This is a genomic window from Halalkalibacter flavus, assembly GCF_036663575.1.
Classification (GTDB): Bacteria; Bacillota; Bacilli; order Bacillales; family Bacillaceae_D; genus Halalkalibacter; species Halalkalibacter flavus.
This window is the reverse complement of sequence record NZ_JAWRVK010000007.1, coordinates 137,699-153,284: the sequence shown is the minus strand read 5'-3', so window position 1 is coordinate 153,284 and position 15,586 is coordinate 137,699. Positions and strand designations below refer to the sequence as shown.

The following is a 15,586-nucleotide window of genomic DNA, read 5'->3' as shown; positions in this document are numbered from 1 at the left end:
CACCTTGCTTGATTCCTGTGTGAAAGTTATGATGGTACCAAGAAATTGAGAAAATAAGGGACTATATGATGATAAACAATAAAAACATGACTAAAAATCGATTCGCTACAAAGGTTGTTTTAGTGATATTAATAGTGACTTTAATCCCCACCTTGTTTAATAGCATTTTCTTTTATCTATCTTCATCAAACATCATTAAAGAAAATGTAAGAGAGTCTTCAATTCAGACCACTCGTCAAGCGGCAGATTCCTTGTCTAATGTTCTGACAGCTGGAAGTGACATATCGAATCTCATCTATAGTAATAAGAGTCTACAGGAAATTGTTAAAGCAGATCTAGATCCTGAACTTTCAGAACATGAACGTCACCAAAATAATAATATGATGAATTCATTCTTAAACGCACATATACAATCAAATTCTCATGTACAGATGATTTATATTCTGAGGGAAGAGGGCACAAGTTGGGTAAGTAGGTTTTTCCACTGGGAAAAGTTCTATCAAACTAACTTAAGCCAGTTGGACTGGGCGATTGCATCGAGGAATTTAGATGGTGAATTGTATTGGGAAGGCCTTCAGTTTGAGTGGTTTAGTGGTTTAGAAGAGAGCACTGAATTGGTTTTGCCGATAAGTCGCGTAATGAAGGATTTTGATACTTTAAATAATATTGCCTATATTCAAGTGTTTCTTGATGGAGAGACAGTACTTGATACGATTAACGAGATTAAGTTAGGAAGAACTGGGCGTTTCTTTGTTGTTGATCAACAAGGCAACATTATGATTGATTCAAATATTGATAAGATCAATGAAACAATCTCGAATGAGCAGTTATATGATCGAGTTATCTATGGAGAAGAAATAGAATTTGAGTATGTAGAAGGTGGACTTAATTACTATGGAGTAAAACAACCGCTCGCAAACGGCTGGACGATCGTAGGAGTCGTTCCAATTAAAGAAATTACAGGTCAATTACTTACGATTCAAACGATTGTAATTTTATCTTCTATTACGTTTGGCATAGCAGCTATTTTGATTGGTTTGTTTTTTGCAAACCGGGTTACAAAGCCTATCAAAGTACTCACAAATCAAATGAAGCTTGTTGGTGAAGGGGACTTTAATGTTCGGACAAACGTACAAACATCTGATGAAATTGGGATGATGTCGATGGAGTTTAATCGGATGTTAGAAAAGCTAGAGCACCTTATGGAATTAGTGAAAAGTGAACAAGTTCAAAAGAAGGAAGCGGAGTTACGTGCGGTAAAACACCGAATTAATCCACATTTTTTATTTAATACACTTAGTACAGTAAGGTGGCTTGTGAACTTTAAACAGTTTGATCGTGCAAATATGGCTTTATCAGCATTAACGAGGTTACTTGAAGCAAATATGGGAAAGAAAGGAACATTTGTTTCAGTCAAAGAAGAGATCGAGATTATTGAAAAGTTTATTGACATTATGCAAATTCGTTATGAGCAAATCTTTCAAATGCAATTAGATGTTGATTTGGAAGTAAATGATTTTCTAATTCCACAAATGCTGCTACAGCCTATTGTTGAAAATGCTATTTTTCATGGGATCGTACCAACTGACAAGGAGGGCATAATCAAGCTATCAGGTCGAAAAATAGATGATGGAGTCGAAATAGTTATTTCTGATAATGGCATAGGAATGGAAAAGGAAAAATTAAACAAAATTCAGCAAGCATTCTACACTCCTAATAGGTTTGTAGGCATTGGTTTTCTTCATGTTTTTGAGTCAGTTAAGCTTTATTACGCATCGGATTCACTTGTGAAAATTGATAGTAGCATAAATGGAACAACGGTTACTTTGGTCATAAAGCTAAAAAGATAGAGGTGAGAATCATGTATAATGTTATGATCGTTGATGATGAGCCTGTCATCCGTTTTGGTTTAAAAGCTTCTGTAGAATGGGATAAAGAAGGATTGTTTTTTCTAGGAGCTTTCCCGAATGGGGAGGAAGCCTTTAAAGTTATGAAAGAAAATCGTGTTGATATTTTAATTACAGATATTAAAATGCCAGTGATGGATGGTTTGACTCTAATGAGGAAAGCGGTAGGTCTTTATCCGAAAATAAAAGTCATTTTAGTAAGCAGCTTTAATGAGTTTGAATATGTCAAAGAGGGAATAAAATACGGAGCTATCGATTATGTTTTAAAACCTACACTCGAGCAAGAAGAGTTTGTACAATTAATTCAAAAGTGTGTGAAACTCTTGAAGGAAGAAACGTATATTAAGAAAAAGTTAACTCTAGTTGATCAGTCTACCACTTTACTCGAAAGAAAAAAGGTAGAACAAGATTTAAAGCGTATCCTTCTTAATGAAAAAGATTTTTCTGATTACGGAGAAATCAATTATTTAAATTCTAGTTCCATACTCGTTATTTATATGAAAATGAACGATATAGCAAAGATTGAAGAGCAATATGGGGTATTATTTAAAAGCTTCACACTTGAAGAGATTCAAGAGCGTTTTTACAATCAGTATGCAGAAGGCGTTTGCTTAATAATTGGCGATGTAGATATACTGTTTTTCGTGAATATGGATCTTGATCCTGAAAGAGCACTTCACCAACTACGAGGAGTAGTGATGCAAGAGTCAAATGTACGCTTTTCATTTGGTTATGATATGATTTCGAGTGTATATGAAGCTAAAGAAGGATTTAGGAGAAGCTTTTTAGCTTGTGAAAGGCGGTTTTTTTATCCTGAAGACCATGTATTTTCTTATAAAGAGCTAAAAGAATCTTCCCAAATTCGTTCCATAGCAGATGAAATGAAACAGTTTGTTATCCCTGTTGATAAGGAAAAGGTAGTTACATTTATTGAAGAACGTTACAAACAATGGAAGCAGGAAGAATTTCAAGCGGAAGTCATTAGACAGGAAGCAAGTGATATTTTATCCAGTTTATTTGGTAATAAGTTAGATCTTTCATTACTAATTGCTAAATGCCATGAACTACAACAAACCGAAACGCTTGACGATTTGCATATTTATCTAATTGAAAATATTGATGAATGTATTCAGCTCATCTCGGAACAAAAGCGAAAACCAAGTAGCGATAATGAGCTGATGGAAAGCGCAATAAGTTATATACATCAGCACTATACTGAGGAATTAACCCTTCAAAAGGTGGCTGATCATATTCATATAAGTAGAAATTATTTTAGTATCTTGTTTAAACAGTATAGTGATCAAAAATTTATTGATTATGTCATTAACCTTCGAATTAATAAAGCAAGTGAGCTGTTAATGAACACTAGACTCAAGGTATACGAAGTGGCACAACAATCTGGATTTAAAGATGTTAAATATTTCAGCAAATTGTTTAAAAGAATGACAGGTTATTCACCAATTGATTATCGGATAAAGCAAGAGAAATAGGAGGTGAATGTTGTGGGGCTTATGAAAAAAAATGTTCTTTACTTGCTTGTTGGATTGCTCCTAATTACAGGGTGTGGCAACCAAACCATTATTGGAGATAGTAGCCCCGCATTAGATACTGAACATGAAAAAGAAGTGATTGTTTATTGGCATACGTATAATGAAAAGGAGACCTATATTCTTGAAAATAGCGTCATCCCTTTATTTGAACAGGAATATCCAATGCTTGAAGTGAAGTCAGTTAGACAGCATTATAATAATACATTAATTTCGGAGATGATTTCCAGAGCATCTACGAATAGAGAGCCTGATATTATTAGGCTGAACATCGCTTGGACTCCGGAGTTTGCACAACTTGATCTTTTACATCCCCTAAGTGATTTTGAAGAATTTGATGAACTAAAAGACCAATTTGATGAGCGACTAATGCAATCAAACTATTATAATGGGAATTATTACGGTATTCCTTTAAATATTTACACTAAGGCTTCGATCTATAACCAGGATTTACTTGGAAGTTCAGGTGACGGTAACCCGCCTGAAACAATGGATGAGCTAATAAATTTAGTTGAAAAAAATCAGTATGTTATTGGAATCAGTAACTTTTCAATATGGGCAACGTTACATTATTTTTATGGCTTCGGTGGGATGTTAACCGATCCAACTTATTCACAAGCTACAGGGTTTTTAAACAGTGAGAAAAGCATTGCTGCTGTTAATAAGCTTTTATCATTTTATCAAAAAGGTCACTTAGTGACATCTGGGGGGTTATGGCAAGGTATCTTAGATGGTAACTTTTTTATGATTGATGAGGGACCTTGGTTTTATAGTAGTTTTTCTGAAGAGCAGATTCAATCGATGAATCAAAAGACTGTGGCTGCACCATTTCCAATTCATGAAAGTGAGAGAGCTATATTAGGTGGAGAAAATATTGTGATTTCAAAAGCGGCAAAGGATAAAGAAGCAGCATGGACCTTTGCTAAATGGATGACTAATATAGAAGCACAGACATATATGGCACAAGCAGGTCTAAAGCCAACAAATAACAAGGTTGAACTCTCAGGATTATATGATCAGTTACCACAATATCAAACATATGTAGACAGTCTTGATGATGCTATTTTTCCACCTTTTGTTCCTAAATGGTGGAAAGTTGATGAAATATATAGTAAATACTTAGAGCTGATCTTTTCTGGAAGTGTCAGTGTAGAGGAAGGTTTATCAAAGGCTGCAAAAGAGATTGATCAGGTACTAAATAGAGAAAGAATGGAAAATTGATCTTTAGTTTAAAACCTGTTGAGACACAGGTTTTTTTATAGGTGAATTACTTATATATTGCTTGGATATGGTTTACTTTTTTCTAATGGGAGTGTCATATTTATCTATCAGAAAGTGAAAGAAAACACCCTTTTGATATCCTTTAATAATCTGGGGGAGAAATCAAAATAAAAGACACCTGGGCCTGTATGTAAACGGTTTCTGATAGTTGGATTTCGTTAGATAATGGATGAATCAAATGGTCTTAATTTAGTTTGAAATAATTATTTAAAAATGAATGGTGGTTGGTGCACATGTTAAAAGAAGCAATTTATCACAGACCGAAAAATAATTTTGCCTATGCCTTTGATAACGAAACCCTTCATATTCGTTTAAAGTCAAAAAAAGGTGACATAACAAAAGTATACTTAATTTTTGGAGACCCTTATCAGTGGGAGAAGGACGAATGGGTAAACAGTACAAAACCAATGGTATTAGAAGGAACGGATGAATTGTTTGATTATTGGTTTGTAGAGGTGAAACCTGAGTACCGACGTTTACGATATGGCTTTGAACTTTATTCGCAGGATGAAAGGGTTATTTACGGTGAGATGGGATTCAAAGAAAAGGATCCTAAAACGACTAACTTTTATTTTTGCTTTCCATTCTTAAATGAAGTGGATGTATTTAAAGCTCCAGACTGGGTGAAAGAGACAATATGGTATCAGATTTTTCCTGAAAGGTTTGCAAATGGCAATCCAAATTTAAACCCTGAAGGTACATTGTCTTGGGGGAGTGTAGAACCTAAGGTAGATAGTTTTTTTGGTGGAGATTTTGAAGGCATTATTAAAAACATTGATTACTTAAAGGACTTGGGGATTAATGGGATTTATTTCACTCCAATATTTAAGGCGAAATCTAATCATAAATATGACACAATTGATTACTTTGAGATTGATCCTCAATTTGGGGACAAAGAAACATTTAATAGGTTAGTAGAAGTATGCCACGAAAACGGGATACGAGTGATGCTTGATGCTGTTTTTAATCATAGCGGATTTTACTTTGAAGCATTCCAAGATGTGTTGAAAAATCAGGAACAATCAAAATATAAAGATTGGTTTCATTTAAGAGAATTTCCGGTGAAGCCTTTACCAGAACCAAATTATGATACCTTTGCGTTTACTCATGCCATGCCGAAATTAAATACGGAACATCCAGAAGTAAAAGAATATTTGCTTCAGGTTGGCCGTTATTGGATTGAAGAATTTGATATTGATGGCTGGCGTCTAGATGTTGCAAATGAAGTAGACCATCAATTTTGGAGAGAATTTCGACAAGTAGTTAAGTCTATTAAACCAGATGCTTATATACTTGGGGAAATCTGGCATGATTCGATGCCTTGGTTACAAGGAGACCAATTCGATGCAGTCATGAATTATCCTTTTACACAAGCTACTTTAGATTTCTTCGCAAAAGATGAAATAAATGCTGAGCAATTTGGTCAACAATTAACAAAGGTACTTAGCTCTTATCCGAAAAATGTTAATGAGGTAGCTTTCAACTTATTAGGTAGTCATGATACCCCTAGAATATTAACAATTTGTAAGGAAAACAAAGAAAAGGCAAAGTTGCTCTTTTTATTTCAACTTTCTTTTATTGGTACCCCGTGTATTTATTATGGAGATGAAGTTGGTATAACTGGTGAAAATGATCCTGGTTGCCGTAAATGTATGATTTGGAATGAAGAAGAACAGGATTTAGGATTACTTGAGTTTGTAAAAAAAGTCATTGCTTTAAGAAGCGAACACGTAGTTTTAGGCAATAATGGGGAGTTTACAATACTTGAAACAAATGTGGAAACAAATCATGTAATTTACTCTAAAAAATCTGACGATGAAACGATCTTGATAGCTATAAATAATTCAGATAAAGACGTACAGATCAATCTGCCTTGTGACTTTACAGATAAAAAAGCAATAGATCTATGGAGGAAAAAAACGATAAGAAGTTCTAAGGTAGAATTAGATCCATTTGGCTTTTCACTTATTCAAATTAAGGAACATAGACAAATGATAGAATAGTTAGTAGGTTGTTTATTTTTTTAAAATGTAACTGGCAACTAATTGAGAGAGGAGTGAAAAATTAATGATTTCAAAAGACATTGTAGTGAAATTAAATACTGGTTTACAAGCTCGACCTGCATATGAACTAGTTAATATCGCTCAGAAATATAGTTCTGATGTATGTATTGAAATATGCAATAGGAAAATTAACTGTAAAAGTATTATGGGTATTATGTCACTAGGTCTTGCTCCTAATTCAACCGTTACTGTAATAGTAGATGGATCTGATGAGAAAGAGTTACTAGATGAATTAAGTAGGTTTTTAGAAGACGAATGACAAGTAAGAAGAAAGAAGAAAGGTACATCTCTACTTTTATAAAGGGTGATGAATCTAATGAACATCTGGATAGGAAAGATTAAAGGACATAATGTAGATGGGGAGTATATTGGTACGTATCGAGCAGTCATTTCAAAAGAGGGTCATTTACTGTTCAAAATGACCCTTTATTTTGATGGAATCAATAATTCTAAAAATAAACCTTATAAAAAAGTAGAATTCATTAGTTCAAATGTTGATGTATTGAAGAGAAAGTTCAGGATGTCTTTGCCAACAAAAGAAAAAGAGAAAATATTATGGATAAAGAAAAGTTTAAATTAATTTAGTCTAGTTCGATACGAGTAGAGATCATTTTAACACAATGAAAAAAGTCCTTGGATAGAGGGCTTTTTTGTTTTTCCTTTTAAATAATTAATGCATTTAAGCGAGGGTACTTTTCTGTTTTAAATGAAATCTGGCTCTCTATAACTGATTAAGAACCTCCTGTTTGTTGCGATTACTTTAAAATTCCAAGTGGTAAAATTGTGGGCGATATGCTAATGTTCTATACAAAGAATTTATAGGTAGGAAGACTTAATTTACTGATTGATCATTTAACACCGAATGAACTAGATTTATAGTGACGTATAAAATCTTAAGATAAAATGTAAGGGATTTCTTTTTTTTTATCTTATTGGGAAAGAAGGCTGAAATGTTTTTTACATTACGCAATCGTTTATTTCTTATTTTTACATGTTTGCTAACGATTCCATTTATTCTATTATCAATTATTATTCCAAGCTGGTTTACAACTATTATTAGAGATCAGGCACAAGATTTAACAATTGAAATGATGGATCAGTATTTGTTGTATGTTGACTCGATTACGACACAGGCCGAGGATTTAGGCAAGCAGGTGCTCATTAACGAAACGACTCAAGAGTGGTTAAGGCTTGAAAAAGAGAATAGTGCGGATGATGAGTCTTTGCTGGTGAAGAATGAACTAAGAAGATTGTTATCATCCATGATGGTGAACAATTCAAATTTTATGTCCATTTCGATACTTCTTTATGATGGTACTGGGATTTGGGGGAATAATCCTGACCTCGATGAGGAAGAGTGGTTCCAAGATTTTATTGAACATGAACAACAGTTTGCAAAGTCACATATCTACCAATTGCAGCCATATCCAGGTGAAATAAACAGTTATATATTGCCTCTCTTTGATACAAATACGTTAGTTCCAAGCGGGATCATCAAAGTTAATTTTCCATCTGACTTGCTAGAGAAGGCTTTAAATAAAATAAAAATTGGACAAGAAGGTCGAGCCTATTTGATCGACCAAAAAGGGTCAAATGTTTTTCAAGGACAAGTCGATCTCCCTCATAATATTTTAAAACAAGGTTTGGCTGAAATAGCGAATGGTTATCAACAAAAAGGGTTAATCGAAGCGGACAATAATGGCGAAACGTACTTTATGTTTTTTCAAAAATTACCGGTAGGAGATTGGATTTTAATTAGTGAAGTGACTGAGTCTGACTTGTTTTCAAAAGTGAACAATTTACAGCGCAACTTACTACTGACGAGTGGTTTTGTATTTATGTTAACAATAGTCGCTTCTTTCATGCTTTCTTCAACGATTACAAGACCACTTGGAAATTTGGCGAAAGCGATGGGATATATTGAACGTGGGGATTTTGTTGGGGCCAAACGCTTTATGCCGACAATAAAATCGTATAACGATGAAGTCGGTTATCTTATTAAAGTGTTCGATCGCACTATTGAACAATTAAAAAAGTTAATCGAAACAGAATACGAGGCGAACCTGCGCCGGAAAGATGCAGAGTACAAAGCGTTATTATTGCAGATTAATCCACATTTTTTAAACAATACTCTAGAAATCATTGGGGGATTAGCCGTTCAAGGAAAAAATAGAGAGGTTATGAATGTCAGTGTTTATTTAGGCAGAATGATGAGGTATTCATTGAATACAAAAAGCAACGTTGTGAAGTTAGGCGAAGAAGTAAGTTATATTAAAAGTTACACAGATATCTTAAAGCTAAGATATGAGGATGCTATAAAAGTTGAAATTGACGAGGGTCTGGAAACAAAACGATTTCCGGTTATAAAATTTATTTTACAACCGCTCGTAGAAAATGCAGTGAAATATAGTTTTATTGAAAAATCGTCTGCACAAATTTATATAAAAACGGAAAAAAATGAAAATAACGTATACATTGTTGTTGAAGATAAAGGGATAGGAATGTCTGAGGAGGTTATTTCGAATTTAGCTAACGAAGAAATGGATGATGAAACGATGACTGTATTAGAGAGTAAGGGCAACAGTATTGGTCTAAAAAATGTAATTGGACGATTAAAGCTTTACTATGGAAAAGATTTTTCCTATCAAATAGAGTCTGAAAAGAATGTTGGGACACGGATTACATTGTGTATTAATTTTAGGGGGGATTGTGATGAAGGTCATAATTACGGATGATGAGATTCAAGTTCGTAAAGGCTTACGGTTTAAAGTCGACTGGGAAGTAGAAGGCTTTGAAATTGTTGCCGAAGCTTCCAACGGTCAAGAAGCACTAGAATTACTAAAAAACATTGATGTGGATTTAATCATTACTGATATGAGAATGCCGATTATGGACGGAGTTGAATTAGCTAAACGGTGTTACGAACAATATCCACATGTAAAGCTGATTGTTTTATCGGGATATTCTGATTTTGACTATGTGCGCGGCTCAATGAAGGAAGGAGTTAGAGACTATTTATTAAAACCCGTTGCCCCTGATGAGTTAGAAGAAGCATTAAGAAGAATACGGAAAGAAATTGAGGAAGAGAAGAAAAGTCAAATTGAATCAGATCGGATACGTCAGCTTGTCCATTCTCATCTTCAGCAAGTACAAGAACAATATTTCCTTCAATTAGTAAAAGGAGAATGGGTGCAACTTGGGATGGTGAAAGAGAGGCTTCTGCAGCTGCAGTTAGAGGAACTGGCAGATGAAAATGTAACAGTGCAGTTTGCAACGGTAGAAATTAGAGAATCAGAGGATAATCCGAATCGATTAAAGGAATTATGGCTTCCTTTTCAAATGTTATGTAAGGAAATAGCGAAAGAACATGAAGGAACGTACTCGTTTTACGATCCAAGTTATACGAATATGGTTCAATTCTTGCAGATGCTCGATTCAAAAACTCCAGAGCAGACACCAAACTTAGTAAAGTCCATTCAAGAAAAGGTTAAGAAATACTTAAACTTAGAAACGGTCATAGGAATTGGAAATGTAGTAAAAGGTCTTGAAGAATTTAGAAATGGGTATATCTCTAGCTTGCTTTCTTGGAGTCAAAGTCAACTTGGTGGTCAATCACAAGTAATCGATGAGACGGCAGCGAGAGAGGCAGTTTTTGATTTTTCTCCTGATTTTGAACGAAAGTTAACAAATGCTATTGAAAATGTTGATATCGAGATGTTTAAAGAAAATCTTAACAATGTCCTTGGGGGAGCAAAGGCGCAATCTGTTTTATCTTTTACCTTTGTAGCCAACCGAGTACTCTTTCTATTAGGTTCATTGGTGAAGAAGTACGATACCGAGACGAAAGATATCCAAAACACGATTTGGAATTGCCAACAAAGTATTTGGGAGCTAAATTCTCAAAATAAAGTAATCGAGTTTCTAATCCAATTAGCACAGTTAATTGTTGATAAAGTACGATTAGCTCGTTTTTCAAACAGCAAATTAATTGAAAGTATACGACACTATTTGGACGAGCATTATGCTAATGAGATTTCGCTTACTTCATTATCTAAATTATTTCATATAAATAGTGCTTATTTATCAGAAACGTTTAAACATCAAGTTGGACAAAACTTTAGTGATTATCTCGTTCATTTACGAATGGAAAAAGCGAAGCACTTTCTTAAAGATCAACAGCTTAAAATCATTGATGTGGCTAATTTAGTTGGTTTTTCGAATTCAGGCTACTTTAGTACTGTCTTTAAAAAACAATTTGGGCAAACACCTTTGGAATTCCGTAAATCAGAAGTGTCATAAATTGAAGGCTTAAGGAAAGAAAATGAAAGGGGAAACCAGGTGAGCAAAAGAGCTGTAATCGTCATTATTCTATGTTTTCTTGCAGGGGTGTCATTAATTTTTGTTGCCACGTATTCTAGTGAGCGTGATGAAAAAAATGAGAAAGAACTAGTAGAGCTTACGTTTTTACGTAATTTAGCGAATCCAGCGTCTAATCAGGCATATGAAGAGTTGGTTGCTGAGTTTGAAGAAGCTCATCCACATATTAAGATCAATATGCTTTCCATGCACTGGGCTAATGAATATGAACTCAGGCTCCGAACTGAGTTAGTTGCTGGTAACCATCCCGACATTATGTCCATTGATAGTCCTAACTTAGCTTTATATGCCAATGCCGGTACGCTATTATCGTTAGATCGATACATGAAAGAAGAAGGCAATATTGAAGACATATTTGAGCACACATTGAAAGGGTTAACCTATCAGGATGAAATTTATCTTGCCCCTATCGCCGAATCTAGTATTGCCTTATTTTATAATAAGCATCTATTTAACGAGGCTGGGATCCCTTTTCCGTCAAGAGAACAAGCGATGACATGGGACGAGGTACTCGAGATTGCCCAAAAAATTCATAATCCAGAACAGGGTATTTATGGGATCGACCCGGCTCAAGGCTTTGGTGAAGGAGAAGGCCCTGCTTATTTTAAATTGCCATTCCTGTGGCAGTTCGGAGCAGATGTATTAAGTCCAGATGCGACAACTGCTGATGGATATTTAAATTCTGAAGAAGCATTGGAAGCCCTTAAATTTTATCAAGATTTATATTTGAAGCATCGTGTAGCAACGGTCGAGTTGCCTCCAGTTCCTTTTGAATCGAATCAGCTTGCTATGACGGTCATGGGGTCTTGGCACTTGGTAGATTTTGAAAGTTATGGTTTGGTGTTAGGCGAAGACTTTGGGATCGCACCATTGCCAAAAGCTGATTACCAAGTTACACCAAATGGAGGTTGGGCTCTAGGGATTTCAGCAAAGTCTGAACATCCAGAGGAAGCGTGGGAATTTATTAAATTTGCTACAAGCTATAACGCTGTCAAAAAGCATTCGGAGATCACAGGAGATATCCCTGCAAGGTACTCTGTAGTCCAGGACCTGCCTGAGCTTAAAGAGTATCCAAGAAACATTTTTATTGAACAAGGACAAACCTATTCAAAGAACCGCCCAGTCACCCCAGCTTATCCAGTTATTAGTTACGCTATTAAGGATTTATTTGAAGACATAGTTCTCAACGAAAAAGACGTAAAAGAAGCCGCAGACGAAGCCGTAGAAAAAATTAATAACTCACTCAACTCGACGCAATGAGCATAGCTACTATATGGTTTAGCATCTTTAAAGCGGATTACTTAGAGAATGAGCAGCGAGCTTAGCCATTAGCAAGCTACGTTGCCTAGAAAAACCCCTAAAATGATAGGGGTTTTTTTGTGGAGTCTTGCTAAGTATGCTGAGTGTGTTAGGACACCTGAATATTTTAAACATCCTTAACCAAAAATATTAAACTATTATCTTCAATGCTTTTGGTAAAGTAAAGAAGAGGTGGACAAACGAATGTTATCACAATGGAGGTGCACAAACATGTTTGAAAGGTCACCATGGTACATGCGACTAGGCACTTTAGCATTTAATTTAGTTTTATTAAACCTTTTATGGTTTTTATTTTCTTTATTAGGTCTGTTTATAGTAGGTTTATTTCCAGCTACTGCAGCAATGTTTGCTGTTTTAAGACAATCGATAATGGAGGATGAAGATATCTCTGTCATTAAACTGTTTTGGAGCAAATTTAAATCTGAATTCATCATGTCCAACCTTATTGGTTATCTTTTTTTACTTGTTGGCCTAATTTTATATATTGATTTAAGAGTATTACAATTATTAGATACCGGCCTTTTACAATTAACTCTAGCGAGCATCACAGTAGTTATTGGTTTTGTCTATTTACTAACGTTGCTTTTCATTTTTCCGCTATTTGTTCATTTCGATTTAAAGATTTGGCAATATCCAAAACATGCTTTAATTCTGGCTGTTGCCAAACCGTTCCAAACGATTATGATGATTGGTGGGTTAGCGATCGTACTTTTTTTATATATAAATTTCCCAGTATTAATCTTTATTTTTGGTATGAGTTTAATCAGTTTTGTGATAATGAAAATAGCATCGTACTCGTTGCCGAGAAAAGAGTTTACCTTGAATGAAGCAGTTGAATAAAGTGAAGTCCTCTAGTTAGCCACTAGGGGATTTTTTATGTCTAATTTCTGCAACCGTTTTCAAATACCGAAAATATTAAACAAGTTAAACCAAAAATATTGAAATATATTCTTAAAACATTTTGCTATATTAAAGACAAGAAAGCGGTACCTTACTTTAAACACAAGGATTACAGCTTTCTTGAAACATTGATGCAAATCGAAAAAAGGTAGGAGGAATAAAAGTTTCCAAGATTTAAGAGTTAGCAAAAGATAAATCTATTACTTAAGGAGGGGTTTTCATGGCTAAAGAGTTGGGCTCACCGGTTAAGGTTGCTGGTGTTTCTTCTAATAAGGTTCCTAATGTAACCAAAAAGAAACAAAGCCCTCTAAACTATATTAAGAATAATTATATGCTGTATGTATTTTTAGCACCTGCTGTCATCTTAGTTTTTCTATTTAATTATATTCCCATGTATGGAGTGACAATTGCGTTTAAGGATTTTAGTCCAACAAGAGGAATCATGGCAAGTGAATGGGTTGGTTTTGCACATTTTACGAATTTCTTACAATCACCCAACTTTCATCAAATTTTTGCAAATACGATAAAACTAAGTGCTTTTGAACTTCTCATCGGATTTCCTGTTCCAATTATATTAGCTCTTATGTTAAATCAGGTGAGAAGAGCAAATATCAAAAAGAACATTCAATTAATGATTTATGCACCACACTTTATATCAGCAGTTGTCATCGGCGGGATGATTTTTATCTTTTTATCACCAGCAGGCCCTATTAATGCTATGTTATCGGTTTTCCTAGATCGCCCTATTTCGTTTATGTCTGATCCGGATTATTTTAGAACCATTTTCATTGCTTCTGGAATATGGCAAGGTGCTGGTTTTGCATCAATTATATATGTTGCTGCACTTTCAAATACGGATCCACAGTTACATGATGCAGCAACGATTGACGGGGCATCACTATTACAAAGAATTTGGCATATTGATGTCCAAGTATTAAAACCAACGATGGCTGTCCTTTTTATTCTTGCAGTTGGTGGAATCATGGGTGTTGGATTTGAAAAAGCATACCTTCTTCAAACGGACATGAACTTACCTGCTTCAGAAATCATTGATACCTATGTGTATAAACGTGGGTTACAAGCAGGGGACTGGTCATTTGGTGCAGCAGTTGGATTATTTAACTCAGTTGTGAGTTTGATGTTGCTTGTGTCTGTAAACTATATTGTCAAGCGATTTAATGGTGAATCACTTTACTAGAAAGGAGTTAGTAGGATGAGTAACTTAAAAAAAGAAGAAAAAAGCAAAAGGAAGAAAAAACGACTACTACTTCAAAGTAACTCGAATCAAAATAGATTAATTAACAACTCTAAAACGGATCGATTCATACTTCTTTTAAATAAAGTTGTACTAGGTTTAGTTGTATTAATTGTTACGATTCCTCTTTTATATGTGTTATTGGGTTCGTTTTTACAACCTCATATTCTAGTAACTAGAGGAATCTCGTTTAATCCTGAACATTGGACAATAGACGGCTATGTTCGTATATTTACTGATGGTACCATCATGAGAGGCTTCCTAAATTCTATTTTATATGCTGGTGGATTTACTCTAATTTCGGTGGGGTTTTCGATCCTAGCAGGATATTCTTTATCTATTGATAATCTAGTTGGGAAAAAAGCATTAATGATTTTCTTCCTTTTTACAATGTTCTTTAATGGGGGAATGATCCCAACATATTTACTTGTAAGAGAGCTTGGGATGATTAATACACCTTGGGGGGTAATATTGCCCGGAGCTGTTACCGTTTGGAACATTATTTTAGCAAGAACTTATTTTAAAGCGTTACCAAATGAGTTGAAAGAAGCGGCAAGAATTGATGGTGCTTCTGACTTCAAAATATTCTTAAACATTATATTACCATTGGCTAAGCCAATTATTTTTGTACTCGCTCTATATGCTTTCATTGGGCAATGGAATTCATATTTTAACGCAATGATTTATCTGGAAGACAGGTCATTATATCCACTGCAGTTAATTATGCGTGACATCTTAATTCAAAACGAAGTACAGCCTGGAATGATTGCAGATCAACTTGCAAGGGCGGAGATGCAAAGGATAGCCGAGATGATCAAGTATTCATCGATTGTTGTGGCAAGTTTACCGTTATTAATTATGTACCCATTCTTCCAAAAATACTTTGAAAAAGGTGTTATGGTCGGGTCATTAAAATAAAAAAAGAAAAGTGGGGGA

Annotated in this window: 12 protein-coding genes; all 12 read left to right on the top strand. The window is 34.7% G+C overall.

The genetic code is table 11. The features are described from left to right. Positions 1-65 precede the first annotated feature (65 nt). The 12 genes from SAY88_RS07040 (at position 66) to SAY88_RS06985 (ending at position 15,568) form a co-directional block, all read left to right on the top strand. Entirely contained in the window at positions 66-1,850 is a 1,785-nt protein-coding gene (locus SAY88_RS07040; RefSeq protein ID WP_332630498.1) for a sensor histidine kinase, read from the top strand. Between the two features lie 11 nt (positions 1,851-1,861). After that, complete coding sequence (locus tag SAY88_RS07035; protein WP_332630496.1) at positions 1,862-3,397, top strand: response regulator; 1,536 nt, start codon at positions 1,862-1,864, stop codon at positions 3,395-3,397. Between the two features lie 21 nt (positions 3,398-3,418). After that, entirely contained in the window at positions 3,419-4,675 is a 1,257-nt protein-coding gene (locus tag SAY88_RS07030; protein WP_332630522.1) for an extracellular solute-binding protein, read from the top strand. Between the two features lie 293 nt (positions 4,676-4,968). Then, positions 4,969-6,738 carry an alpha-glycosidase gene (locus tag SAY88_RS07025; protein ID WP_332630494.1) on the top strand — a complete coding sequence of 590 codons (1,770 nt, stop codon included), beginning with the start codon at positions 4,969-4,971 and terminating at the stop codon, positions 6,736-6,738. A gap of 64 nt (positions 6,739-6,802) precedes the next feature. After that, complete coding sequence (locus SAY88_RS07020; protein ID WP_332630493.1) at positions 6,803-7,057, top strand: HPr family phosphocarrier protein; 255 nt, start codon at positions 6,803-6,805, stop codon at positions 7,055-7,057. A 57-nt stretch (positions 7,058-7,114) separates the two neighbouring features. Further along, on the top strand, positions 7,115-7,378 hold the full coding sequence (locus SAY88_RS07015) for a hypothetical protein (protein ID WP_332630492.1): 264 nt from the start codon (positions 7,115-7,117) through the stop codon (positions 7,376-7,378). Between the two features lie 370 nt (positions 7,379-7,748). Next, positions 7,749-9,533 (top strand): sensor histidine kinase, encoded by a 1,785-nt coding sequence (locus SAY88_RS07010; RefSeq protein WP_332630490.1) that lies wholly within the window; start codon positions 7,749-7,751, stop codon positions 9,531-9,533. After that, a complete protein-coding gene (locus SAY88_RS07005; RefSeq protein WP_332630489.1) occupies positions 9,511-11,097 on the top strand; it encodes a response regulator transcription factor in 1,587 nt (528 codons plus the stop codon). Before SAY88_RS07010 ends, SAY88_RS07005 begins: the two co-directional genes overlap by 23 nt. Positions 11,098-11,136: 39 nt before the next feature. Then, positions 11,137-12,435 carry an ABC transporter substrate-binding protein gene (locus SAY88_RS07000; protein ID WP_332630488.1) on the top strand — a complete coding sequence of 433 codons (1,299 nt, stop codon included), beginning with the start codon at positions 11,137-11,139 and terminating at the stop codon, positions 12,433-12,435. Between the two features lie 270 nt (positions 12,436-12,705). Further along, positions 12,706-13,335: a YesL family protein gene (locus tag SAY88_RS06995; RefSeq protein ID WP_332630487.1), complete on the top strand. Its 630-nt coding sequence runs from the start codon at positions 12,706-12,708 to the stop codon at positions 13,333-13,335. Between the two features lie 391 nt (positions 13,336-13,726). Further along, complete coding sequence (locus tag SAY88_RS06990) at positions 13,727-14,593, top strand: ABC transporter permease (RefSeq protein ID WP_250095323.1); 867 nt, start codon at positions 13,727-13,729, stop codon at positions 14,591-14,593. Positions 14,594-14,608: 15 nt separating this feature from the next. Next, a complete protein-coding gene (locus tag SAY88_RS06985; RefSeq protein WP_332630484.1) occupies positions 14,609-15,568 on the top strand; it encodes a carbohydrate ABC transporter permease in 960 nt (319 codons plus the stop codon). The last annotated feature ends 18 nt before the right edge of the window (positions 15,569-15,586 follow it).

Coding starts and splice junctions, on each gene's coding strand:
- SAY88_RS07040 (WP_332630498.1), top strand. CDS start 66: ATGATGATAAACAATAAAAACATGACTAAAAATCGATTCGCTACAAAG.
- SAY88_RS07035 (WP_332630496.1), top strand. CDS start 1,862: ATGTATAATGTTATGATCGTTGATGATGAGCCTGTCATCCGTTTTGGT.
- SAY88_RS07030 (WP_332630522.1), top strand. CDS start 3,419: ATGAAAAAAAATGTTCTTTACTTGCTTGTTGGATTGCTCCTAATTACA.
- SAY88_RS07025 (WP_332630494.1), top strand. CDS start 4,969: ATGTTAAAAGAAGCAATTTATCACAGACCGAAAAATAATTTTGCCTAT.
- SAY88_RS07020 (WP_332630493.1), top strand. CDS start 6,803: ATGATTTCAAAAGACATTGTAGTGAAATTAAATACTGGTTTACAAGCT.
- SAY88_RS07015 (WP_332630492.1), top strand. CDS start 7,115: ATGAACATCTGGATAGGAAAGATTAAAGGACATAATGTAGATGGGGAG.
- SAY88_RS07010 (WP_332630490.1), top strand. CDS start 7,749: ATGTTTTTTACATTACGCAATCGTTTATTTCTTATTTTTACATGTTTG.
- SAY88_RS07005 (WP_332630489.1), top strand. CDS start 9,511: ATGAAGGTCATAATTACGGATGATGAGATTCAAGTTCGTAAAGGCTTA.
- SAY88_RS06995 (WP_332630487.1), top strand. CDS start 12,706: ATGTTTGAAAGGTCACCATGGTACATGCGACTAGGCACTTTAGCATTT.
- SAY88_RS06990 (WP_250095323.1), top strand. CDS start 13,727: ATGCTGTATGTATTTTTAGCACCTGCTGTCATCTTAGTTTTTCTATTT.
- SAY88_RS06985 (WP_332630484.1), top strand. CDS start 14,609: ATGAGTAACTTAAAAAAAGAAGAAAAAAGCAAAAGGAAGAAAAAACGA.